Origin of the sequence: Muriicola soli (genome assembly GCF_004139715.1) — a bacterium.
Lineage (GTDB): Bacteria > Bacteroidota > Bacteroidia > Flavobacteriales > Flavobacteriaceae > Muriicola > Muriicola soli.
On sequence record NZ_CP035544.1, the window covers coordinates 306,182 to 329,862 of the forward strand.

The 23,681-nt window shown below is 42.1% G+C and carries 23 protein-coding genes; 18 read left to right on the forward strand and 5 right to left on the reverse strand.

Features of this window, described 5'->3' with window-relative positions:
• The first annotated feature begins 82 nt into the window (after positions 1 to 82).
• The 15 genes from EQY75_RS01345 to tsaB all read left to right on the forward strand — a co-directional run bounded on the left by EQY75_RS01345 (position 83) and on the right by tsaB (position 13,973).
• Complete coding sequence (locus EQY75_RS01345; protein WP_129602177.1) at positions 83 to 1,060, forward strand: cytochrome c oxidase subunit 3; 978 nt, start codon at positions 83 to 85, stop codon at positions 1,058 to 1,060.
• 34 nt (positions 1,061 to 1,094) lie between these two features.
• On the forward strand, positions 1,095 to 1,478 hold the full coding sequence (locus EQY75_RS01350) for a cytochrome C oxidase subunit IV family protein (protein ID WP_129602179.1): 384 nt from the start codon (positions 1,095 to 1,097) through the stop codon (positions 1,476 to 1,478).
• Between the two features lie 71 nt (positions 1,479 to 1,549).
• A complete protein-coding gene (locus tag EQY75_RS01355) occupies positions 1,550 to 2,182 on the forward strand; it encodes a hypothetical protein (RefSeq protein WP_129602181.1) in 633 nt (210 codons plus the stop codon).
• A complete protein-coding gene (locus EQY75_RS01360; protein ID WP_129602183.1) occupies positions 2,182 to 2,910 on the forward strand; it encodes an SCO family protein in 729 nt (242 codons plus the stop codon). The genes EQY75_RS01355 and EQY75_RS01360 overlap by 1 nt, the downstream gene beginning before the upstream one ends.
• Position 2,911: 1 nt before the next feature.
• Positions 2,912 to 3,445: a DUF420 domain-containing protein gene (locus EQY75_RS01365; RefSeq protein ID WP_129602185.1), complete on the forward strand. Its 534-nt coding sequence runs from the start codon at positions 2,912 to 2,914 to the stop codon at positions 3,443 to 3,445.
• 10 nt (positions 3,446 to 3,455) lie between these two features.
• Positions 3,456 to 3,692, forward strand: a complete 237-nt coding sequence (locus EQY75_RS01370; protein ID WP_129602187.1) for a hypothetical protein — start codon at positions 3,456 to 3,458, stop codon at positions 3,690 to 3,692.
• A 94-nt stretch (positions 3,693 to 3,786) separates the two neighbouring features.
• A complete protein-coding gene (locus EQY75_RS01375) occupies positions 3,787 to 5,031 on the forward strand; it encodes an ABC transporter permease (protein WP_129602189.1) in 1,245 nt (414 codons plus the stop codon).
• An 18-nt stretch (positions 5,032 to 5,049) separates the two neighbouring features.
• The gene (locus tag EQY75_RS01380) at positions 5,050 to 6,309 is read left to right on the forward strand and encodes an ABC transporter permease (protein WP_129602191.1); all 1,260 of its coding nucleotides are present in this window, start codon (positions 5,050 to 5,052) and stop codon (positions 6,307 to 6,309) included.
• Between the two features lie 26 nt (positions 6,310 to 6,335).
• Positions 6,336 to 7,448 carry an efflux RND transporter periplasmic adaptor subunit gene (locus EQY75_RS01385; RefSeq protein ID WP_129602193.1) on the forward strand — a complete coding sequence of 371 codons (1,113 nt, stop codon included), beginning with the start codon at positions 6,336 to 6,338 and terminating at the stop codon, positions 7,446 to 7,448.
• Between the two features lie 95 nt (positions 7,449 to 7,543).
• The gene (locus EQY75_RS01390; protein ID WP_129602195.1) at positions 7,544 to 8,245 is read left to right on the forward strand and encodes an ABC transporter ATP-binding protein; all 702 of its coding nucleotides are present in this window, start codon (positions 7,544 to 7,546) and stop codon (positions 8,243 to 8,245) included.
• A complete protein-coding gene (locus tag EQY75_RS01395) occupies positions 8,238 to 9,470 on the forward strand; it encodes an ABC transporter permease (RefSeq protein WP_129602197.1) in 1,233 nt (410 codons plus the stop codon). Before EQY75_RS01390 ends, EQY75_RS01395 begins: the two co-directional genes overlap by 8 nt.
• A 1-nt stretch (position 9,471) precedes the next feature.
• Positions 9,472 to 10,734 (forward strand): ABC transporter permease, encoded by a 1,263-nt coding sequence (locus tag EQY75_RS01400; RefSeq protein WP_129602199.1) that lies wholly within the window; start codon positions 9,472 to 9,474, stop codon positions 10,732 to 10,734.
• A 31-nt stretch (positions 10,735 to 10,765) separates the two neighbouring features.
• Positions 10,766 to 11,899, forward strand: coding sequence for an efflux RND transporter periplasmic adaptor subunit (locus EQY75_RS01405; RefSeq protein ID WP_129602201.1), 1,134 nt, complete (start codon positions 10,766 to 10,768; stop codon positions 11,897 to 11,899).
• Positions 11,900 to 11,946: 47 nt separating this feature from the next.
• Positions 11,947 to 13,287, forward strand: coding sequence for a TolC family protein (locus EQY75_RS01410; RefSeq protein ID WP_129602203.1), 1,341 nt, complete (start codon positions 11,947 to 11,949; stop codon positions 13,285 to 13,287).
• A gap of 17 nt (positions 13,288 to 13,304) precedes the next feature.
• On the forward strand, positions 13,305 to 13,973 hold the full coding sequence (gene tsaB, locus EQY75_RS01415) for a tRNA (adenosine(37)-N6)-threonylcarbamoyltransferase complex dimerization subunit type 1 TsaB (RefSeq protein WP_129602205.1): 669 nt from the start codon (positions 13,305 to 13,307) through the stop codon (positions 13,971 to 13,973).
• 21 nt (positions 13,974 to 13,994) lie between these two features.
• On the opposite strand, the gene EQY75_RS01420 is transcribed toward tsaB, so the two are convergent.
• The 4 genes from EQY75_RS01420 to EQY75_RS01435 all read right to left on the reverse strand — a co-directional run bounded on the left by EQY75_RS01420 (position 13,995) and on the right by EQY75_RS01435 (position 18,180).
• Entirely contained in the window at positions 13,995 to 14,816 is an 822-nt protein-coding gene (locus EQY75_RS01420) for a mechanosensitive ion channel family protein (protein WP_129602207.1), read from the reverse strand.
• An 84-nt stretch (positions 14,817 to 14,900) separates the two neighbouring features.
• Positions 14,901 to 16,937, reverse strand: a complete 2,037-nt coding sequence (locus EQY75_RS01425; protein WP_129602209.1) for a thioredoxin domain-containing protein — start codon at positions 16,935 to 16,937, stop codon at positions 14,901 to 14,903.
• Between the two features lie 72 nt (positions 16,938 to 17,009).
• The gene (locus EQY75_RS01430) at positions 17,010 to 17,210 is read right to left on the reverse strand and encodes a dodecin family protein (protein ID WP_129602211.1); all 201 of its coding nucleotides are present in this window, start codon (positions 17,208 to 17,210) and stop codon (positions 17,010 to 17,012) included.
• Positions 17,211 to 17,280: 70 nt separating this feature from the next.
• Positions 17,281 to 18,180, reverse strand: a complete 900-nt coding sequence (locus EQY75_RS01435; RefSeq protein ID WP_129602213.1) for a NifU family protein — start codon at positions 18,178 to 18,180, stop codon at positions 17,281 to 17,283.
• A gap of 121 nt (positions 18,181 to 18,301) precedes the next feature.
• On the opposite strand from EQY75_RS01435, the gene EQY75_RS01440 reads away from it, so the two are divergent.
• The gene (locus EQY75_RS01440; protein WP_129602216.1) at positions 18,302 to 19,297 is read left to right on the forward strand and encodes a PorP/SprF family type IX secretion system membrane protein; all 996 of its coding nucleotides are present in this window, start codon (positions 18,302 to 18,304) and stop codon (positions 19,295 to 19,297) included.
• 54 nt (positions 19,298 to 19,351) lie between these two features.
• On the opposite strand, the gene EQY75_RS01445 is transcribed toward EQY75_RS01440, so the two are convergent.
• On the reverse strand, positions 19,352 to 20,527 hold the full coding sequence (locus EQY75_RS01445) for a vWA domain-containing protein (RefSeq protein WP_129602218.1): 1,176 nt from the start codon (positions 20,525 to 20,527) through the stop codon (positions 19,352 to 19,354).
• Between the two features lie 199 nt (positions 20,528 to 20,726).
• Between EQY75_RS01445 and EQY75_RS01450 the strand changes: the two genes are divergently transcribed.
• Together EQY75_RS01450 and EQY75_RS01455 are read left to right on the forward strand one after the other, a co-directional pair.
• On the forward strand, positions 20,727 to 22,943 hold the full coding sequence (locus EQY75_RS01450) for a histidine kinase (RefSeq protein ID WP_129602220.1): 2,217 nt from the start codon (positions 20,727 to 20,729) through the stop codon (positions 22,941 to 22,943).
• Positions 22,943 to 23,674 carry a LytR/AlgR family response regulator transcription factor gene (locus EQY75_RS01455; protein WP_129602222.1) on the forward strand — a complete coding sequence of 244 codons (732 nt, stop codon included), beginning with the start codon at positions 22,943 to 22,945 and terminating at the stop codon, positions 23,672 to 23,674. Before EQY75_RS01450 ends, EQY75_RS01455 begins: the two co-directional genes overlap by 1 nt.
• Positions 23,675 to 23,681 lie beyond the last annotated feature (7 nt).

A 23,681-nucleotide genomic window follows, 5' to 3' on the forward strand; every position in this document is an offset into this window, starting at 1 on the left:
CTCCCATTCCAGGGGGAATCGCTTTTCTTTAGCCTAAAAAAATGTATTTTTGCTAATATTATCTTAATTAGATTACAAGTATATGGATTCGACGATCTCAACAGGAGCAGAAGAAGAAAGCGTATGGGGTGGCGGTAACCAGCCTTTAGGTGCTAGTTACGGTAAATTGATGATGTGGTTCTTTATTGTCTCTGATGCCCTTACTTTTTCCGGATTTTTGGCCTCCTATGGATTTTCCAGATTTAAGTTTATAGAAACCTGGCCGATCGCCGATGAGGTGTTTACTCACGTACCATTTATTCACGGGAATTTCCCCATGTACTACGTGGCATTTATGACCTTTATTCTGATCATGTCTTCTGTAACCATGGTATTGGCGGTGGATGCAGGTCACAGGATGATGAAGAACAAGGTGATCATCTATATGTTCCTCACCATCATCGGAGGAGCAATATTCGTTGGGTCTCAGGCCTGGGAATGGGCCACTTTTATCAAAGGTGACTACGGTGCGGTTGAGACCAATGGAGGTCGGATCCTTCAGTTTGTCAAGGCCGATACGGGGGAGCGAGCTGCTCTCGCAGATTTTGCCCAATCGATAGAATCTGAGCGAGTGACACAACAGAAGAGTGAAGGGGTCTGGTATTCAGGAGAGACTGCCCTGCCTACCTACTCACTCAATGAGGTTACTCAAGGCTTTTTATCAAACCCAAATATTCTGATCCGTACAGAAACGATAAATGAGGAAGGAGAAAAAACCCTCTTAACACGGGAAGAATCCCTGGCTAAAATAAAGGACGCGAAATTAGTGGTTGAAGGCGCCAACCTGATCAGGAATGAATACGGTAGCCGTCTTTTTGCCGATTTCTTTTTCTTTATTACCGGGTTTCACGGATTTCACGTTTTTTCAGGAGTTGTAATTAACGTGATCATCTTCTTTAATATCATCCTGGGCACATACGAAAGAAGAGGGCATTACGAAATGGTCGAAAAGGTCGGGCTTTACTGGCACTTTGTTGACTTGGTCTGGGTATTTGTCTTCACCTTCTTTTACCTTGTTTAATTGTCAGATTAATAGAAAAAACACGACTTAACATATGTCACACGAACATAAATTAGCGATCTTCAGAGGGACCTTGAAATTCAAGTCGAATACCCAGAAAATATGGGGCGTCTTGATTTTCTTATCCATCGTTACAACCATTGAGGTTGCCTTAGGTATAACAAAACCTGAAATATTCGTTGCCAATACCTTTATAGGGATGAAATTGCTCAACTGGATATTCATCATTTTAACCCTGGTAAAGGCTTATTATATCGCCTGGGATTTTATGCACCTTCGCGACGAAAAAAGTTCCTTGAGAAGGGCCATCGTCTGGACCCCTATCTTTCTGGTGAGTTACCTGATATTTATCCTGCTTTTCGAAGCTGATTACATTTATAACGTCTTTAAAGACGGCTTTATACAATGGGATTTCTAACACGGAATTAACAACTAAAAAAGACGGTATAACAGCCGTCTTTTTTATTTTTGTCTTGTTTTAAGATGACAATGAAAAAGACCTTTGTCCTTATCGTTTTATTTATCCTGCCGCTGGTTGCATATCTCTTTTTTGCATCGGGGGTAAATAATTTTGGAAGGCTCCCAATACTTACCGAACAGGTACAAGATCTCACTGATATTGATCCGGAAGTAAGCCTGCAGGATAAGATCACTATTTTGGGCTTTTTGGGAAAAGACGCCGACCTCAGGAAAGGCAACGCATTTAACCTTAATCAAAAGATCTATAAACGCTTTTATGAGTTTCACGATTTCCAGTTGGTAATGGTTATGCCCTATGGAACGGAGGAGGTGGTTGAAGATATCAAACAGGAACTCAATCAGCTTACCGATGCATCCAATTGGATCTTTATCTATGCCGACGACTCAGAAATAGAACGTATTTTTTCCTCCCTCAAAACGGATATTAGCCTGAATAATGAAATGGGCACGCCCTATGTATTTATAGTGGACAAGGATAGAAACCTGAGGGGCAGAAAAGAAGATGAGGACGTTGGTACCAAATACGGTTTCAATACAAATTCTGTTGCCGAACTCAATAATAAGATGGAGGATGATGTAAAGATCATCCTGGCGGAATACCGCTTAGCCCTGAAGAAAAATAACGCCGAAAGAAGCAATTAATGAACAAGAAATACACTTATATCTGGGTTTCTCTGATTGTGCTGATCTTCGGTATCATCTTTATTCCAAGGATCATTGACCGAATTAAGTCGGGAAGTATCGTTGAAAATACAAGAATGAATGTCGCTGAAGGAGCGGGTCGACCTCTCGAATACATTACCTTGAATGACAAAAAGCGCCGTGTTCCGGCCTTTAGTTTTCTAAATCAGGATAGCCTTTTAATAACCAATGAAGATTATAAAGGGAAGGTCTACGTGGTTGAATTCTTTTTTACAACATGTCCTACCATCTGCCCGATTATGAATCAAAACTTGGTGGAGATTCAGAACGAATTCAGAGAGTTTGAAAATTTTGGAATAGCTTCTTTCACCATTAACCCCGACTATGATACTCCGATGGTTTTAAAGGAATACGCAGAGAAATACGGTATTACGGACATGGACTGGAACCTGCTTACGGGCGACTCCCAGGAAGTTATGAAACTGGCCAACGAAGGCTTTAACATTTTTGCTGCCAGCTCTCCGGACGTGCCGGGAGGATTTGAACATTCAGGGCTTTTTGCCCTGATCGATAAAAACGGTTACCTGCGTTCCAGAAAAGACGCTTTTGGCAATCCTCTGATATATTACCGCGGTACTATCAGGGAATCGCTGGGCGAAAATTTTGAAGGGGAGCAGGAGCAAATCAGTATTTTAAAAGAAGACATCAAAAAATTATTGGAAGAATAAGATGAGTACGGTAAGCTTAAATGAAAAGCAAGTCAATAGGGGAATTACGGTTATTTCTATCGTAATCCCAATTGTAGTAGCAGTCCTGTTTGGCGTGCGGATACCGGATGTGGAACCCCTTAGTTTTCTGCCTCCCATTTATGCGTCAATAAATGGTCTTACAGCAGTTCTGCTGGTAGCTGCTGTCTGGGCTATCAAAAACGAAAAAAGACAGCTGCACCAGCGATTGATGACCACTTGTATAGCGCTATCATTGGTCTTCCTGATCATGTATGTGGCCTATCATATGACCTCTGATTCAACACCCTTTGGTGGAGAAGGTTGGGTGAGATACGTCTACTATTTTATTCTGATTACCCATATCTTACTCTCCATAGCCATTATTCCGCTTGTTCTGCATACCTATGCCCGAGCGTACTTAAAAAATTTTGAGAGACATAAAAAACTGGCGAGAATTACCTTTCCCATCTGGTTATACGTTGCCGTAACGGGAGTGATTGTGTATCTGATGATTTCGCCCTATTACTCTTATTAAAGCACTGTTGATGATCAAAAAATCACGCTTTAAAATATTCAATAAACGCATGATCCTATTGGGGTTTGCAGTATTATTCCCTTTCCTGGCTGAAGCGCAATGTGCCATGTGCAGAGCTGTTCTGGAAAGTGAAGGCAACACTTCAGTTGCCGAAGGGATCAATAACGGAATTGTTTACCTTATGGCCATTCCTTACATCCTGGTAGGTGCTCTTCTTTTCTTTATTTACCGCAAGGTAAAGACCTGAAACGATAAATTTAACATTGATTTAAGGTATATTCTTGTAACAATACTCATCTTGGGAAGTCTATATAACACTGCAAGGCTATAACACTGACCCAATGTTCGATCTTGAGAGATGGCAAGAGATTTTTGATACCATCAGAAAAAACAAATTACGTACTTTTTTAACCGGTGTCTCTGTGGCGTCAGGGATCTTTATTTTGGTTATCCTTCTGGGCTTTGGCCAGGGTATGCAAAACGGGATCAGCTACGAATTTGAACAGGATGCTACCACCATCGTTGAGGTCTGGCCAGGCGTTACCACAAAAGAGTACAAAGGATTGAATCCGGGCAGAAGGATTCAATTGCGCAATGAGAACTACGAAGCTGCGAATTCCCTCCTTGGCGAAGAGATCGAATATAAATCACCCTTGATTTTTGTCAGAAATGTCAACGTCAATTACGGAAAAGAAGCCTTAGTCTATGGCGTTAGGGGTGTTTCATATGATTACCAGTTTATAGATAATGCCAAATTACACGAAGGACGGTTCCTGAATTACCAGGATATTGCAAGCACGGCTAAGGTGGCCCTCATTGGAAAAAAAATCAAAGAGGACGTCTTTAAGAGTGTTGAAAGTCCGATAGGAGAATTCATCAATATTTCAGGAATCCTATTTAAAATCATCGGAGTCTTTGATGAGCGGGAACAGAGAGAAGAAGAACGTATCTACATTCCGGTGACCACCGCCCAAAAGGTATTCAACGGGGCAGACTATATCAACAATATTTCTTACACCCTTCCCAAGGTGGACAACTTTGATGAAGCTGTTGCCCAAGCCGTTGTATTTAAAGACAATTTGCAGTCTTATCTTCAGCAGGTCCACACGGTGGCTCCTGATGACACAAGCGCCATACAGGTGTGGAGTGCATTGGAAGAGGCGAAGCGATATTTTAGCCTGATTGGCAACATCAAATTTTTCTTTTGGTTTGTAGGCATATGCACCATCATTGCAGGCGTGGTTGGAGTGAGCAATATCATGCTTATTGTGGTTAAGGAACGCACAAGGGAAATCGGAATACGAAAAGCCCTTGGGGCGAAACCCTTGTCTATCATAGGAATGATCTTGCATGAGGCGATTTTCGTCACCGCAATTTCAGGCTTTGCCGGGCTGATTTTTAGTATGGGACTACTCGAAATAGTTGGCCCTTACATCGAAGTAGATTACGTTTTAAATCCATCCGTGAATTTTAATGTAGCCCTGGCTACGGTTTTTGTTTTGATTGTCGCCGGGACAATTGCAGGGTTTTTTCCTGCCTGGCGGGCTGCACATATTCATACCATTGACGCATTGCGGGACGAATAAGTATTAAGAAGTAACACTATGTTCAACAGAGATCGTTGGAAAGAGATATTGGAAGTACTCACCACGAATTGGTTTCGTACGGTGCTTACGGCCTTTGGGGTATTTTGGGGTATTTTGATCCTGATCATACTGCTTTCTGCCGGGAAGGGACTTGAGAATGGTATCCGCGCCGATTTTGGGGATATCGCCACCAATACGATGTTTATGTGGACTCGCAGTACAACAAAAGCGCATATGGGTCTGCCCATTGGACGGAATTTCAGATTTAAAACAGAAGATGTAGAAACCCTGAGAGAAAAATTCCCTCAATTGAGATTTATTTCTCCAAGAAACCAGCTCGGTGGTTTCCGTGGAAGCAATAATGTTGTCCGGGGAATCAAAACGGGAGCTTATAACGTTTACGGTGATTATCCCGAGATTATTCAGCAGGAGCCCATGGCCATCACTGCAGGCCGATTTATCAATCACAACGACATCAACAATAATCGGAAAGTGGCCGTTATAGGCTTGGGTGTCCGCAATGAATTGTACGATCCGGGAGAAGATGTAATAGGTACATACATCAAAATCCAGGGGGTAAATTTTATGGTGGTGGGGACCTACAAGAAAAGATCCAGCAACGGAGACGGGGAGGAAGGTCAGAAAGAAATTTATGTGCCCTTTACTGCATTTTCCCAGGCCTTTAATCAGGGGAACAATGTGGGTTGGATGGCGATCACGGCAAAAGATGACTACCCCATCACCGGATTAAAAGAAGGTATTGTAAATGAAATGAAAACTGCTCACAAGGTCCATCCGGAAGATACAAGGGCCGTTGGATTTTTTGATCTTTACGAAGAGTTTAACCGGGTGGAAAGCCTGTTCGGGGCCATGAGTTTTATTGGATATTTTGTAGGAATCCTGGTCCTCTTATCCGGGATCATTGGCGTGAGCAACATCATGCTTATCGTTGTTAAGGAACGCACTAAAGAGATTGGAATTAGGCGTGCCCTGGGAGAAGATCCCTGGTCGATCAGGAAACAGATCCTGCTCGAATCTATCTTTCTTACGATTATCTCAGGCATGGCAGGCATTGTCATTGGTGCCTTGTTCATATACGGGGTAAATGCTTTGTTGGAAGCGAACGGACCTGTAGACATGTTTATGAATCCAAGTGTCAATCTCGGGGTCGTCTCAGCCGCCCTTGTCATTCTTATTATTTCAGGTCTGCTGGCTGGCTTTATTCCTGCACAAAGCGCAATAAAAGTACGTCCGATTGATGCCCTGAGAACCGAATAAAATAAATCGATCAAACACAATTAGAAATGAAAAAATCAGTAACCGTTATTATCCTCTTACTTATCGTGATCACTTTTGGGGTGGCCATGGTGTATCTGTATCAAAAAAATGCAGAAGACCCTGTGATCTATGAAACAGAACAGGCGGAAAAGCGTACCATTATTAAGAAGACTGTAGCTACAGGGAGCATTTTGCCTTTGGAAGAGGTTCTGATAAAGCCAAATATCTCAGGTGTGATAGAAGAAATCTACGTGGAAGGTGGTGATTACGTGAAATCGGGAGATCTTATAGCCAGGATTAAAGTAGTACCCAACCTCAACGCACTTAATGATTCTAAGAACGCCATAGAAGATGCACGAATCAACCTGGAGGATCAGAGGCGAAATTTTGACCGTCAAAGCGAACTCTACTCCAAAGGAGTGGTTTCAAAAGTAGATCTGGAAAGGGCCCAGGTGACATACGATCAGGCCAAACAGGCGTATTCTGCAGCTAACAAACGGTACGACATTGTGCAAACCGGGACTACGAAAGGTCTGAGTAGTTCGGCCAATACTCTTATACGAGCAACCGTAAGCGGAATGGTACTGGAAGTTCCCGTGGAAGTTGGAAACCAGGTCATAGAAAGTAATACATTTAATGAAGGGACAACCATAGCGGCTATTGCTGACGTCAACAAGATGATATTTGAAGGGAAGGTTGACGAATCTGAGGTTGGTAAAATTAAGGAGAATCTCCCTCTTGAAATTACGGTAGGGGCTATAGAGAACAAGGTATTTGACGCTGTTCTTGATTATATCGCCCCAAAAGGAAAAGCAGAGAACGGTGCCATTCAGTTTGAGATCAAGGGAACTCTAAACAAAGGCGATACTGTATTTATCCGGGCAGGGCTGAGCGCCAATGCATCTATTATTTTAGCCAGAGCAGACAGCGTATTGTCAATCAAGGAGGCTTTGGTGCAATTTGATTCTGAGACAAAAACACCCTTCGTGGAAGTAGCTACCGGAGACCAGCAGTTTACCCGCAAAGACATCCAGTTGGGAGTTAGTGACGGCATTTATGTTGAAGTTCTGTCAGGACTTTCAGAAGAAGACAAGATCAAGGTTTGGAATGCGCTTCAGACTGATTCCTTCGGGGGATGATTTTTTAACATAATTTTTCAACAATTTTTGTAACAAATTCAAATCTTGCTAGTCCTATCACAGGATTGGAATCCAATAAAGAAAATTCACCAACCATGATTGAAATTAAGAATCTTCACAAATCGTATAAAATGGGAAGCAATTCCCTCCATGTTCTCAAAGGAATAAACTTTTCCGTTGAAGATGGGGAATTAGTGGCCATTATGGGTTCTTCAGGCTCGGGGAAGTCTACGCTACTGAATATTCTAGGGATGTTAGACGAAGCCGATGAAGGTGAATATCTGCTGGATGGCATTCCAATTAAAAATCTCAATGAGACCAAGGCGGCAAACTACAGGAATAAATTTTTAGGATTTATTTTTCAGTCATTTAACCTCATTAATTACAAGACCGCATTAGAAAATGTCGCCCTTCCGCTTTACTACCAGAAAATGCCCCGAAAGCAAAGACAGGAAAAGGCATTAAAGTACTTAGAACAGGTAGGCCTAAAAGAGTGGTCACATCATTTACCCAGCGAACTCTCAGGGGGGCAAAAACAACGTGTGGCTGTTGCAAGAGCCATGGTTGCAGAACCCAAGGTTTTATTGGCAGATGAGCTTACAGGAGCATTGGATAGTAAAACCTCTTATGAGGTCATGGATTTGATCCAGAAGATCAATGACCAGGGGAACACCATTCTCGTGGTCACTCACGAACCCGATATCGCCCGGATGTGTAAGCGCATCGTTCATCTGAAGGATGGAGTGATCGTCAAAGACGAAAAAGTAAAACAAGTAAAAGCCCTAGCCAATGTTTAGCAGGGATACCTGGCAGGAAATATTTCTCACTATCCGGAAAAACAAACTCCGGACCATTCTCTCCGGATTTACGGTATCGCTGGGGATCTTAATTTTTGTATGTCTGGTTGGATTGACCAACGGCTTACAGAATACTTTTGAATATTTTTTCTCACAAGACGCTACCAATGTGATGTACATTTTCCCGGGTCGGACTTCCATGCCGTACAAGGGGTACAAATCACTTCGGCGCATAGAACTTGACAACAGCGATCTCGCGGATATCAAAAAGGACTTCCCTATGTTCCTTGAATATATCTCACCGAGGATTTTCAGGAGCGCCCTGGTAAAGTACAAAGAAGAATCAAATAACTACACTACCATTGGTGTTGACTGGGGGCAGCAATTTGCCGAGAAGACCATCATGATGAAGGGTCGCTATATTAACCAGGAAGATGTTAAAAATAGAACCAAAAATGTTGCCATTGGAAGATTGGTGGAACAGGATCTATTTGGTAAGAGTAATTCCATTGGTGAATTCATAGATGTTGGAGGAAGTATGTTCAGGGTTGTTGGTGTTTTCCAGGATGATGGGGGAGACAACGAAGAACGTCAACTCTACATGCCCTACACTACAAGACAGCTCATCGAGAAGAATACTGATGAAATCGGGCAGATTGTCATCGGGTTTAAAGAAGAATTAGGATATACCGGAGCGATGGCCTTCCAGCGCAGTTTGGAAAAGTATCTGAAGCAGAAAAAATTCATCAACCCGGAAGATGAGAATGGCTTTTTTGTTCGTAATGTGGCGGATCAACTCAAGCAGAATCAGGATTTTGCAGGAGTTCTGGCCATTATTGCAGCCCTTGTGGCCTTTGGAACCATCATCGCGGGAATTATTGGGATCAGCAACATCATGGTCTATGTAGTAAAGGAGCGGACTAAAGAAATTGGTATTCGCAAAGCGATAGGTGCAACACCCAGATCTGTGATCTCTGTCATATTGCTCGAATCAATTTTTATTACTACAATTTCGGGATTCTTGGGGATGTTCCTCGGAATAGCCCTGCTGAGTACGCTGGGTGATAAGCTGATGGACGACTATTTTATCCTCAATCCGGGTATTGGAACAGGTTTGGCCATTTTTGCCACCTTATTGCTTATCGTTTTTGGTTCCCTTGCAGGATATGTTCCGGCAAAACGAGCGGCGAGAATTAAACCTATTGTAGCTCTAAACGACGAATAGTATGCAATTTTTATTTGATAAAAATACCTGGCAGGAGATCTTCGGTTCTATCGGAAAGAACAAAACGAGGACCATCATTACAGTGATCGGTGTTTTGTGGGGAATTTTTATTTACATCGTCCTCGCAGGAGCTTCTAAAGGATTAGACAATGGCTTTGAAAGGAATTTTGAGACGGTAGCAAAGAATAGCATTTTTACCTGGTCTCAGTCTACGAGTATGCCCTACGCCGGATATAAAACGGGAAGAAGGTTGAATTTAAAAGTGCAGGATGCTATTACCCTGCAAAACAGAGTTCCTGAAATTGAATATATAGCACCGGTAAATACCAAAGGTGTTTTTGGCGGGCAGTCTGCCCTGGGTGTCAGGGGTTTGAAATCTAACAGCTACCCTGTTTATGGTTACTTCCCTGTCATAGCTAAAATGGCAACCCAAAGGATCTATGACAACGGACGGTTTATCAATGATGAAGATATAATTCAGGCTAGAAAAGTTTGTGTAATCGGAGAGCGAACTGAACAGGAACTATTTGAAAAGGATGAAGATCCTATTGGGTCTTATGTTCGATTGGATGGTATTTATTTTCAGGTGGTCGGAGTTGCTAAATTAACCCAGAATACTCCTTTTGCTACGGATGGTGACATATTCATCCCCTTTAGTACATTTAAAAAGTTATATAACACAGGAGACAACGCTCAATATTTCACCATTGCCGCGTATGATGATGCCGATGTGGTGCAGGTGGAAAAGGATATAAAGTCTGTACTGAAGAGTATTCATAGTGTGCACCCGGATGATGAACGCGCCTTCGGGGCCTTCAACCTGGGAGAGATATTCGGAAAAATTATGGGCTTCGCCAATGGACTCACCTTTGTCTCACTAATTGTAGGACTGGCCACCATTCTCGCCGGAGTAATTGGAATTGGAAATATACTTTTGATCTCCGTTAAGGAAAGAACCAAGGAACTCGGAATTAGAAGGGCACTTGGGGCCACTCCCCGGGAAGTACGGTCTCTGATCATTCTAGAATCTGTTTTCTTAACTGTAATTGCAGGTGTAATCGGAATCATTATGGGTGCCGGGGTGCTCAATCTAATTAACAACCTGACACAGGATTCAGACTTTCCCTATACTAACCCCACAGTCCCTATTCCACTGGTTATAGGAGCGTTGCTGGTTATGGTTATTTTGGGAACCCTGATTGGGCTGATCCCTGCACAAAGAGCGGTAAGTATCAAACCTATTGATGCATTAAGAGAAGAATAATAACTAACAACTTTAATAACATACAAAGAAGATGAACAAATATGTAAAATACGGGCTGATCGCAGTTCTTGTCTTAGGGGCTTTATGGGCCGCGGCTTTCTTTATCAAGTCGAACAGCAAAGGAGCGATCGAATACGATACGAAAACCCCTTTTATAGCCAATATTGAAAAGAAAACCGTGGCTACAGGGAAGGTGATTCCGCAGGATGAAGTTGAGATCAAACCACAGATTTCCGGGATCATTGATAAAATTTATATGGAAGAAGGGGATGATGTTAAGGCCGGAGACCTTATCGCAGTCATCAAAGTTGTGCCCAACGAACAAGCCTTGAATTCTTCACAGGGTAGAGTTAAAAACGCGGAAGCAGCCTTGAACAACATCAAGATTGAGTACGATAGAAATAAACAATTGTTTGACAGAGGGGTGATCTCCAGTCAGGATTTTAACAACCTGAAATTGCGTTACGATCAGGCTGTCCTGGAGTTGGAAAACTCCAAAGCAGATTACCAGATCATCCGAATGGGTTCTGCAGGAGGTTCTTCCAGTGCTAATACCAATATCAGAGCTACTGTAAATGGGACCATTCTCGAGATTCCCGTTGAAGAAGGAGACCAGGTAATTCAGAGTAATAATTTTAATGATGGAACAACTATTGCCACAATAGCAGACCTTACAAGAATGATTTTCGAAGGGCAGGTAGATGAAGGTGAAGTTGGGAAATTAAAGGTAGGAATGCCATTGGAAATCAGTCTCGGAGCAATCGAAAACCAAAAACTGGAAGCCCGTTTGAAATTTATCGCACCAAAGGGTGTGGAAGAAGCCGGTGCAGTTCAGTTTAAGATTGAAGGAGATGTGGCTATAAATGATTCCATCTTTATCAGGGCGGGATACAGTGCTAATGCCTCATTGGTCCTTGAAAAGAAAGACAGTATTATGGTTATACCTGAAGCGCTGCTGCAATTTGACAAAGAAGACGACAAGCCCTATGTTGAGATTGCCACAGGGGAACAGCAATTTGAGCGAAGAGATATTGAGATAGGTATCTCTGACGGGGTCAATGTAGAGATCATTTCCGGTCTTACAGAAGAAGATAAGGTTAAGATCTGGAATAAAACGGAACCAATCAAAAAGGGTGAAGAAGAAGAGGAAGAAGCCACATCCTAATAGCTCAAATCTATAACCAAGTAAATAAGCAATCAAAAAACGAGATCATGAGATTTAGAATATCCATCATTTTATTCCTGTTAACCGTTGGGACACTCACAGCGCAGATGAGGAAATGGACATTAGAGGAATGCGTCACCTTTGCGGTTGATAATAATCTAACTATTGAGCAGTTTGAACTGGACCTGGAAAATGCCAGAATAGACAAATCGGATGCGATAGGAAATATGTTACCCAACCTAAATGCGCAAACCAGCACCTCCGGAAATACGGGTCTTATCCTGGATCCTCTAACGAACAGTTTTGTTTCCGCAACCATTTTCTCAGCGAATGCCAATGTTACCTCGGGACTTACCCTCTTTGACGGGTTAAGGAATATACACCGACTTAACAGGGCTAAATTAAATGAAATCGCTAATCAGTATCGATTAGACGACCTTGTAGATGATATCAGGCTCAACGTGGCTAACAGTTATCTCAACATTCTGTCCAATAAGGAATCTCTGAAAGTGGCGGAGGCTCAGTATGCCTTTACCGTTGAGGATCTCAAAAGGACAAGGGAATTGGTAGAATCAGGTGTGGTTCCCAGGGGAGACCTCCTCGAAGTTGAGGCTACTGCAGCAACTCAGGAACAGACGATCATCAACAACCAGAATTTGGTCTTGCTGTCGAGAATCGCCCTGGCGCAACTATTACAGATCACAGATTACGAAAATTTTGACATAGCCGATGAGGAGTTCAATGTACCCCCTTCGGATATTTTAAAATACTCACCCAAGGTAATTTTTGACAAGGCTTTATCTTTTCGTAACGATATTAAATTTTCCGAATCCGGAGTGGCTCTTGCCGAGAAAGATCTGCAAATTGCAAAGGGAGCTGTATATCCAACTATTGGCGCCTTTTTCAATTACAACACCAGATATTCAGATCAGACAAGAGATCCCTTTACTGGAGAGAAGATCGCCTTTGTAGACCAATTATGGATAAATGACGGTATCTCTTATGGGGCCCAACTTAATATTCCAATCTTTAATGGATGGAGTACAAGGAATAATATCAGACGTTCTCAAATCGGGGTTGAACAGGCTAAATTGCAATTGGAGCAAACGAAACTCGATCTCGAAACAACCATCAATCAGGCATATGTAGATGTGCAAAACTCGGCAAAAGCCTATGAGGCTTCTCAAAAAACGCTGGACGCAAGAAGGTTGGCCTATGACTATTCGAAAGACCGTTTTGAAGTTGGGTTGATGAATGCGTTCGACTTTAGTCAGGCTCAGGCCAGAGTGGACAATGCCGCAGCTGAAGTGGTCAGAAATAAATACAATTATATTTTCAGGATTAAGGTTTTGGAATTTTTCTACGGCCTTCCTATTGTCCTGAACTAAACTATCTTTGTGGCCCTATGGCCTTGATATTACAGTTAGAAACAGCATCAACCAATTGCTCCGTTTCCCTCTCGTGGGAAGGGGAGCTTTTGGCATCTAAAGAACACAATAGTCCGTCGTTTTCTCATTCTGAACAGCTCCATCTTTTTATTAAGGATGTAGTGGAAGAAGCGGGAAAAACACTGCAGCAATTAGATGCAATTTCGGTGAGCAAGGGCCCCGGATCTTATACGGGACTAAGGATCGGAGTTTCTGCAGCCAAAGGGCTTTGCTATGCTTTGGGCATTCCTCTTATTTCAACTCGAACACTTAAGGGAATGGCCCTTCAAAAGAACATAAAAAAAGGCGTGATCCTTCCGATGCTGGATGCCCGGCGTATGGAAGTGTATGTGGCCGTTTTTGACGCATCACATAAGGAGTTAGAACCTGCCAGAGCCCAGATTATTACGCCCGACGCTTTTTCTGAATACGCTGAAAAAGGACCTGTTTACCTTATTGGAAGCGGAGCAATTAAATGTAAAGAAGTATTAAAGCATCCAAATTTGCACTTCGACGATACGGTGATTCCTTCTTCCGTATCGATTTGTAAAGAAGTGTATGAAAAGTTCAAAAGTGAATCCTTTGAGGATGTAGCCTACTTTGAACCTTATTATCTGAAAGATTTTATCCTACAGACTAAATCATAAGATGTTGCAGGTAGAGATTTCCTAACCTTTCTGATGTACATCCAGCTGAGGGAAAGGTATTTCTATTCCGGCCTTATCAAATCTCAATTTAGTCTCTTCAATTACTTTGAAATGAGCCTCCCAGAAGTCTTCATTTTTTGCCCAGAATCTAAGGGTAAGATTAACTGAACTGTCTGCGAGTTCACCTACGTAAACAGCAGGAGCAGGATCTTTCAGTATCCCGGCCTGATCTGCGCATATCTCCAGCAAAATATCCTTGGCTTTCTTAATGTTGGAAGAGTAGCCGATGCCAATGTCTATCTTGTCCCTTCGGGTGTCTTCAGCATTAAAATTTATAATGTTGTTATTGGAGAGCTGCCCATTGGGTAATATCGCAACTTGATTGCCAAAGGTGTTGAGTTTGGTTGTAAAAATGGTGATTTCTTTAACCGTGCCGTCTACTCCCTGAGCAGAAATAAAATCCCCTACTTTAAAGGGTTTGAAAATCAGGATAAGAACACCGCCTGCGAAATTAGCCAGCGATCCCTGCAAAGCAAGACCCACTGCAAGTCCGGCTGCACCTACTAATGCCACCAGAGAGGAGGATTTAACACCTAGCTGAGTGATGACCAGAACAAACAAGAGTAGTTTTAGCGCAATGCTGATAAAACTTTGCAGAAATGATTCCAGAGCCAGATCGTAATCTTTTTTCTGGAAAAATTTGTGAACCAGTCGGTTGATAAATTTAACAATCCACCATCCTACTACGAGTATAATAGCGGCCGTAATAAGGTTTGGAAGAATTTCCACCACCCAATCTACTCCCTGGTCAATATATTCCTGATATTCTGAAAAAGATGCCATATACCTGAATTTTGGTGCAAAAAAAGCAAAAATACACGGTCATATCAAATTTTTACCATTAAAGTCTTGTTAAGTCTAAATGAACTACAGAGATGCTAAAGCTTCTTCAGCTGTAGCAACAGGTAACTGGCAGGCACCGTTTTGGCAGATGTAGATCAGGGTTTTATCATGTTTAATTCTTCCTTTGAGTAAGCTGAGGCCTCCTTCTTTGACCGCTCCTGCGAATAAAGTATTCGGCAGGTATTCAGACGCAATCACTTTCGCGTATTCCAGGGCAGATTCACCGGTGATGACCACCTCTTTAAAAGGGAAAACCTGAAATAGTGCAAAATGCATCCAATGTGCATGGCTGTTTGGATGCTCGAGAATACTTTCTTTCATTTGCTGAAGCATTCTTTCAGCGAGCTCCCCGTATTTTCCTTCAGGGTATAGCAAAGCGAGCTTATACAGATTTAGGGCCATAACGGAATTAGAGGCGGGGATAACATTGTCTGTGGTTTCAAAGGATCTCCTTACCGTAATTTCTTCAGTGTCTGAAGTAAAATAAAATAAACCACTCTTCTTATCCCAAAAATGGAGGACACAATAATCTGATAGTTGTTTAGCCTTTTTGGCCCAGCTCTCCTCAAAACTCAATTCGTAAATTTCTAAATAAGCTGCTATGAGATTTGCATAATCCTCCAGGAAACCCTCAATTGAGCTCTTTCCTTCCTTGTGGTTGTGGAACAGACTTCCATCCCCTTTCATGATAGAATTTTCAATAAATGTAAGCGCTTCCGTTGCCTGATCTAAGTATTCTTGTTCTCCCAGGTATCGATAAGCTTCAGCCAGAGCTTTTATCATCAGTGCATTCCAGGAGGTGAGGATTTTATCGTCCAGACCTGGTCTCGCACGCAATTCTCTCTTTGAAAGAAGGGCCTTTTTACATTTTTTTAAACGAGATATGAAATCGCTCGTTTTAAGATTGTGTTTCTGCGCGATCTCTTCGTCGGCGTGATCTCTGATCAAGACGTAGAAATCTTCTTCCCAATGTCCGTAAGAATTAATGTTGTAATAGTCCCGGAACAACGGAAAATCTTCCTGTAATATTTCTGTCAGTTCTTTTTCAGTCCAGACGTAATAGGCTCCTTCCTTAAGATGTCCTTGCTCATTTGTGCTATCGGCATCTAAAGAAGCGTAATAGCCCCCGTTTGCGCACTTCAATTCTCGATTTACGAATACAATGGATTCTTCAACTACCCTTTTATATAAAGGATTTTTATTGGAGGCATAGGCTTTGGCATACAATGAGATCATCTGGGCGTTGTCATATAGCATTTTCTCAAAGTGTGGGACGTGCCATTTGGTATCGACGGCATAGCGCGAAAATCCGCCTCCAAGATGGTCATAAATACCGCCGTATGCTATGCGTCGAAGCGTGGTGTGAACGTATTCATTTGTTTCAGAATCTTTAAATAAGGAGGTAAAATGCAGCAAGAAATTCAGATTAACCGGCATCATAAATTTCGGTGCTCTTTTATAGCCACCGAGGTAAGTATCGAAGTACTGTGACCAATTTTTTACCGCAGATTTTAGATCGTTTTGGGAAAGACTGCCTTCACGCTCTGGGGCAGGTATGATGTTAATGCTATGCAGTCCTTCCTCCATCTGGGCAGCGTATTCCAGTACTTTTGTCTTGTCTGTGGAATACAAGGTGGCAAGCTGTTCCAGGACCTTCGTCCAATCCGTTTTGCGAACATAGGTGGCGCCCCAGAAAGGTCGCCCATCAGGCAAGGCTACAATATTGAGTGGCCATCCTCCACTGCCGGTCATCATCTGCAGGGCGTCCATATAAATATGATCAATATCGGGGCGTTCCTCCCTGTCGATCTTTATATTGACAAAGTGCCGATTCATAACTGCAGCCACTTCTTCGTCTTCAAAACATTCAGTTTCCATAACGTGGCACCAATGACAGGCGGCATAGCCGATGCTGATCAAAAGGAGTTTGTTTTCCTTTTTTGCCTCGAGGAGTACCTCAGGCTTCCATGCGTACCAGTTTACCGGATTATGAGCGTGCTGCAATAAATACGGACTCGTTTCATGGATCAGCGCGTTAGTGTGTTCAGGATTGGTTTTCAAGACAGTTAAATTCGATTATTACAGGCAAAAAAAAAGCACCTCAGAAAGGTGCTTTATAATTCTTAAGGCAACCTATTTCACTTCAAAGGTGATCTTCACATTTACGCGGAAGTCGTCCACCTTGCCGTCCTTTACCGTTGCACTCTGTTCATTTACGTAGACAGATCGGATGTTTTTAACCGATTTTGACGCTTGAGTCACTGCTTTCTGGGTAGCATCTTCCCAGCTTTCGCTGGAATTTGCCAATACTTCTATAACTTTTAAAATAGCCATGATTTATTAATTTTAAGTTCTCTTAAAGGAACAAAGAATTTGAGCCAAATACAAATAAACCAAGGGGGTATTAACCATTAATTGCCACTACTTCAGCAACCTTGTCGCCAAGCATATTTTTCAACATGGTTTCTATCCCGTTTTTTAAAGTAAAGGTAGAAGAGGGACAGCCACTACATGCTCCCTGAAGAATAACATTCACAGTTTTGTCCTCTTCATCATAGGATTGAAAAAGGATGTTTCCTCCGTCCATGGCTACGGCCGGTTTCACGTATTCTTCAAGGATTTGGATGATTTGCTGTGAAGTTTCATCATCCGGGTTTACTTTAACTATACTTTCCTGGTTTTTAATCTGTGTACTTTCGGCCTTGTTCGATACAATTTCCTTTCCTTCTGCGATATGATTTCGAATCATTTCACGTAGTTCCATGGTAATCTCATCCCAGTCAGCCATTTCAAATTTGGTTACCGAAATGTAATTTTCATCCATAAAGACTTCTTTCACAAAGGGAAAATGGAACAAGGCCCTGGCGAGCTCAGAATCCTTGGCTTCATCTATATTTTTAAACTCAAAGGTGGCAGGCACCAGCTTTTTATTGGCCACAAATTTGATTACTGCGGGATTTGGGGTTACCTCAGCATATACAGTAACTGCGACTGCAGATTTGGGTGCTTCTTCTATAAGTATAGGAGCTCCTGAGTTGAGGTATTCAACAAGTTGCTGAGCGACCTCGTCTTTGACATCTTCCCATTCTACAATGTCAAACCGTTCAAGGGCGATAAAGTTTCCGGAAATGTAAACGGTTTTAATAAAAGGAAGGTAAAAAAGTTGCTGGGCAAGCGGTGATGCTTTGGCCTCATCAATGTTCTTGAATTCGTAATTCTTTGAAACGGTTAGAAACTGATTGGCCTCAAACTTTAATATTGCCTTATTGTTTGTTTCTTTAACCGTAATTACATACTCTTCCATAGTCTGTGATTTTTTGCAAAAATACAACCATTTTTCAAGCCCCGAAACATATAATAATGTTCTATTTAAGCCGTTATACATTATATTTAAACACCTGGCTATACACCTTGCCCCATCTTAGATGAGAAAAATCCTATTTATTTTGTTCGCCTACCTCAGTTGTGTTGGAGCCGCCAATGCACAGGAAGGCATTCCGGTTTATTTCGATTATCTCTCCGATAATTATTACCTGGTACACCCCTCTATGGCGGGTATAGGATTAGGAGGTAAGATACGACTTACCGCACGTAAACAATGGTTTAATGTTGATGAGGCACCCAATTTGCAAACCCTGAGTGTTAATTACCGACTGGGGGATAGTCCCAGTGGGGTGGGAGCCATCCTGTTTAATGATGCCAACGGGTATCATTCCCAAACCGGCTTTAAAGCTACCTATGCGCATCATCTGCAGTTTGGAGAGGATATAAGGCTGCTCAATCAGTTGTCTTTTGGTCTTAGCGCCGGGGTGATACTAAGTAGTCTTGATGAAACCGAATTCAGGTCGGTGATCCCCGACCCGATAATTTCAGGAGCCAGAAATAGTGTGGGATATTTTAATGTGGATTTTGGGATGTCATACAATTATATGGAATTTTACGCCCACGCTACATTGCTTAACGCCTTGGGCAGTGGCCGTGATCTATACACAGCCATAGAATTTGACAATTTGAGAAGATACCTTTTCTCCGTAGGCTATATTTTCGGGAAGACTGAATGGAGGGTGGAACCCTCGATTTTATTCCAACTGACCGAATTTACCGAGGAGGAAACAATAGACATCAATGCGAAGGTATATCGCGATGTTCCCTTTGGTACTGTATGGGCAGGTTTGTCTTATAGAAGAAGCTTCGACGGCGCGCAATACCAGGCTAATGGCCAATTTGGGGAACAGCGGTTGCAACTGTTTACCCCCATTGTCGGTTTTAATTACAACCGATTTATGTTCTCTTATAATTACTCCTATCAGAATGGAGATATCCGTTTTGACAATGGTGGTTTTCACCAGATCACCCTGGGATACGATTTTGGACCAGAGAGACAGAACAGGTTCGACTGTTTTTGTCCTGCTGCCAACTAAAAAGGACCCCGAAATTCCATTCAGAGTCCTTTATTTAGTTTAATTCTCTATTTCTTATTCCCAGTACAAGTTTTTAGTTGAAGCCTGTTTTTTTATTGCATTTAACATGGCCTTTTCCAGTTCTCCCGTTTCACTCTTTTGTTGTTTGGCAATATAGGCTTCCCGCTTCGCATTTGCCTGTTGTATTTCCTCCTGGATTTTACGTCTTTCTGCTTTTTTTCCTTCGAGGAATTTGTTTATTTCTTCCTCAGACTTTCCTCTGATAGCCTCGGGCAGCATTTCTTGCTTATACTTTTTCAAATCAAAATCCTCTTTGGAGGAAGCGTCAACAAGATCCCACTCTGCATTGTTGTAGTACCCTGAGCTTTTGCTTACCGCGCGTTTAACTACAACTACCTCTTGCAGCGCCATCGCCTCTTCATCCTGTACTTCCTGTCGAGCTTTCCGACTCGCCCCCATTGGGCCGTAGGAGACATAAGTTTTATTTAAACGTGCGTTTAAATCTATAATAATGTTATCGTATGGGGTTTTAATATGGACCACTTGTCTGTTGTGGTCAATCGCCATATACTCGCCTCCGGTGATCAAGGCTCCTTCCTGCCAGTGTGTATTTACCCCTTGTGCATAGCTGCCGCAAAATATTGTATTCACTATTATATCTTTCTCTTTTGCATTTGAGGCTGATTCCCTGAAGCTTTTGTTGCCCTGGGTAAAAGGTTCATTTCCTGCAATGAATATCATTTTGAGGTCATCGGGGTTTTTTCCCCATTCTAATTGACGTAAGGACCGGTGAATAACCTGACCGCAGAATTCTTCTCCTCCATTCGTGGTAAGTGAAAACAGTTTTTCTGAAATTTTATCCAGATCACTACTGAATCCAAGTACTTGCTGGATATACCCCTCCCTGGCAGGTAGGTTGTCATTTCCATACTGGTACAGGGCTATTTGCAGTCCGGGCCTGCTGTTGTTGCCACATTTGGCATAGGCAAATTGATTCACGATGTCCCAGAGTTGAGATTTAGCCTGATTTATGAGTCCGTCCATACTATTACTGGTATCTAACAGCAAAGCAATTTTTACTGTTGGCTGCTTATACGGCTGAATTGTTTCAGAATTGATTTGAAGAGCTGTTGAAGATAAATATTCAAGAGATCCCTCCTCGTGGGCGTAGCCAGTCCCGATAATTAATAAGAGGAGAAGCATTGTCAAGTTTTGAAGTTTCTTTTTCATTTTATTGTATTTATAGGATTATTACAGCTGAAAAGTAGCTTGGAACTTTTTCTTAAAAAATGACCAATGAGGGAACGTCTCACTTTAATGAGTGAATGGTACGGTTGTTTTGGGGAAGTGATACAAACTGCCGATTTACAGCTGCTCTCGCAAGGGAGCCCATTTTTTAATACCGTTCAAATGGACTAAGTTTATCCTGATGAAGGGAAGTAAACTAATAAAATATCATTTCACTTTGGCGCTACTTTTGTTCGTTACAGGTCTAAACTCTCAGACACAAAATCAAAGACGGGAGTTTACAGTTTCGGGTACGGTAAAAGTCAAAGAAAGCAATACCACATTATCTGGAGTTGAGGTTATTTCCAACTTTGGACGATTTACTTCTACTAACGCCCTTGGAGAATTTTCAATCCAAGTGGCGAAGGGAGACGTACTTACCTTTAACAGCACTGACTTTGAAGCAGTTAGACACACCGTTCAAGGCCCTGATAATATCATTGTTTTGGTAACAGGAAATGGAGAGAATAAGACCAAGAGGAGGGAGGCATCAACTGCGAGCGATAATCTTGTAAGACACAAAGCCTTTTTAGATTCTGCCAGATTATATCAATCCACCCAAATTGAAAAAAGTGTAGATTTTATTGCTCAGGCCATTTCTGAACTCGGTACAAGGGGTAATAAAAAAGAACTTGCCGAATCTCTTGAACTGCTCGCCGGGGTATACGCCAATTACAATCAATTGGATCTGGCCATTTCCAATTATGAAGATGCCCTGGAGGCAAATTACAGCAGCCGTACTGCGTTGGCATTGGGTAAGGCTTATATTGGTAACAGACAATGGAATGACGCCATTTCCGTACTTGCTCCTTTGGAAAAAGACAAGCTACCGGTACCTTATCAGCGAGTAGAAGTATATGAAAGTCTGGGTGATGCCTATGCGGGATCCGGAGAGGTCAACAGAGCCGTCGCCTTTTATCAGCAGGGATTGAATATTGCTTCAAAAAATCAGATCAGCCCTAAAATTCCGGATTTGAATTCTAAGATTGCAGATGTTTATGCGAGAGCCAATCGAATGGAAGAAGCAGATGCGTATTACAATAATTCTCTGAGCGAAGCCAAAAAACAGGCGCCTCAAAGGGCTATCCAGGAAAAGGAGAAAGTTGCCGATTTTTTAAACAAGACGAGTAGGTTCGACGATGAAATACAGCTTCGAAAAAGCAGTTTGAAAGAATTGGAAGCTATGCCAAGTGGTATAGCCGGGGAGCCCGGAATTGTAAAAAGCAGGGATTCAATTACCCGCCAGCGCATCAACTATAAAATTGCAAACGCATATATCGCCCAGGATAAATACGATGAGGCTATCCCTTATTTGGAACGCAGCATCGCTAAAGCCGATCTTGAAGAAGATCTTATTGTTCAAAAGGACGCCACACGTAAGTTATCAGAAGTTTACAGAGAACAGGGGGATTTTAATAAGGCACTGGAAACCTATCAAAAATACGTGGCCGTAGTAGATACCTTATACATTCGCAAAGAACAGGAGATTTCCAGGGCCGCCAGATTAAACAGGGAGATCGCCGCATCACAGAACCGCATCAGCGGGTTGGAGCAGGAGCGGGAATTGTCACAGAGCAAATATGACCTGGCCCTGGCAGAACAGCAATTAACAGAAGAGAGTATCAAAAGGCAGCGATGGATTATTTATTCCCTGCTATTCGGTATGTTATTGATGTCATTAGCTGCCTTTTTCTTCTACAGGAGTACTCAAAAGCAGAAATTGGCTAATAATTTACTTGCCCTGAAATCGCTCCGATCCCAGATGAATCCGCATTTTATCTTTAACGCCCTTAATTCGGTCAACAATTACATTTCCAAAAAAGATGAACGTAGCGCAAACCGGTATATCAGTGATTTTTCGCAGTTGATGCGATCTGTTCTGGAAAATTCTGAGGAGGATTTTATTGCGCTCAAGAAAGAAATTGAACTTCTGGAGCATTATTTAAAGTTGGAACATACAAGATTTCCGGATAAGTTTCAATATACCCTGGAAATTGAAGATGCTATAGACAAGGAGGCCTATAAAATTCCTCCGATGTTGTTGCAACCCTATGTGGAAAATGCTATTTGGCACGGACTTCGCTACAGGGAAACTATAGGATCTTTGACGATAAGAATGTCGCAGCGGCCTAATAACAGCCTCGAGGTAAGTATTGAAGACAATGGTATAGGTAGAAGGAAGTCGGCTACCCTAAAAACAAAAAATCAGAAAAAGCAGCGCTCTACGGCAATGAGTAACATCAAAAAGCGAATCGAGATTCTCAATGATATGTACAAGACCGATATTTCTGTGGTGGTCCGGGATTTACATAATGACGGAACGGGGACGCAGGTGATATTAACACTAAATAAGGGTTGATGAAATTAAGGGCTTTGGTTATCGATGATGAAATAAGTGGCAGGGAAATTCTAAAGAATTATCTCAGAGACTACTGCAGTCATGTGGAAATTCTGGGTGAAGCCGGTGCTGTGAGTGAGGGAATCGAATTAATTGAGAAGAAACAACCTAATTTGGTTTTTTTGGACGTGGAAATGCCTTTTGGTAATGCATTTGACCTGCTGGAACGCTTACCTGACAGGACGTTTGAGACGGTCTTTGTAACGGCATATGATCAATATGCAAAAGACGCTTTAAACCAGCATGCGGCTTATTACCTAATGAAGCCTATCAATATTGATGAACTTATTAAGGCTGTTGCTTATGTGGAGGAAATTATTTCCAAGGAGGAGCTTTTACACGATCAAATCTTAACCGCATCTGCAAAGAAAGTCGAAGGAAAGATTACTGTGCCGCAATTAGATGGTTTTCAGGTGCTTAACGTATCAGAAATCCTATATTGTATTGCAGATGACAATTATACTGAGATTTTTACCGGAGACAGAAAGATTGTCGCGAGTAAAACCTTGAAGTTTTTTGAAGAATCGCTTGGGGGATACAGTTTTATCAGGATACACAAGTCTTCCCTCGTGAATATAAACGAGGTAGTAAAGTATAGAAAAGGAAAGGGAGGTAGTGTGATCATTTCAAATGGCAAAGAACTCTTGGTATCGGCTTCCAGGAAAAAGGAATTACTTTCGTATTTCCATTAAAACAGTT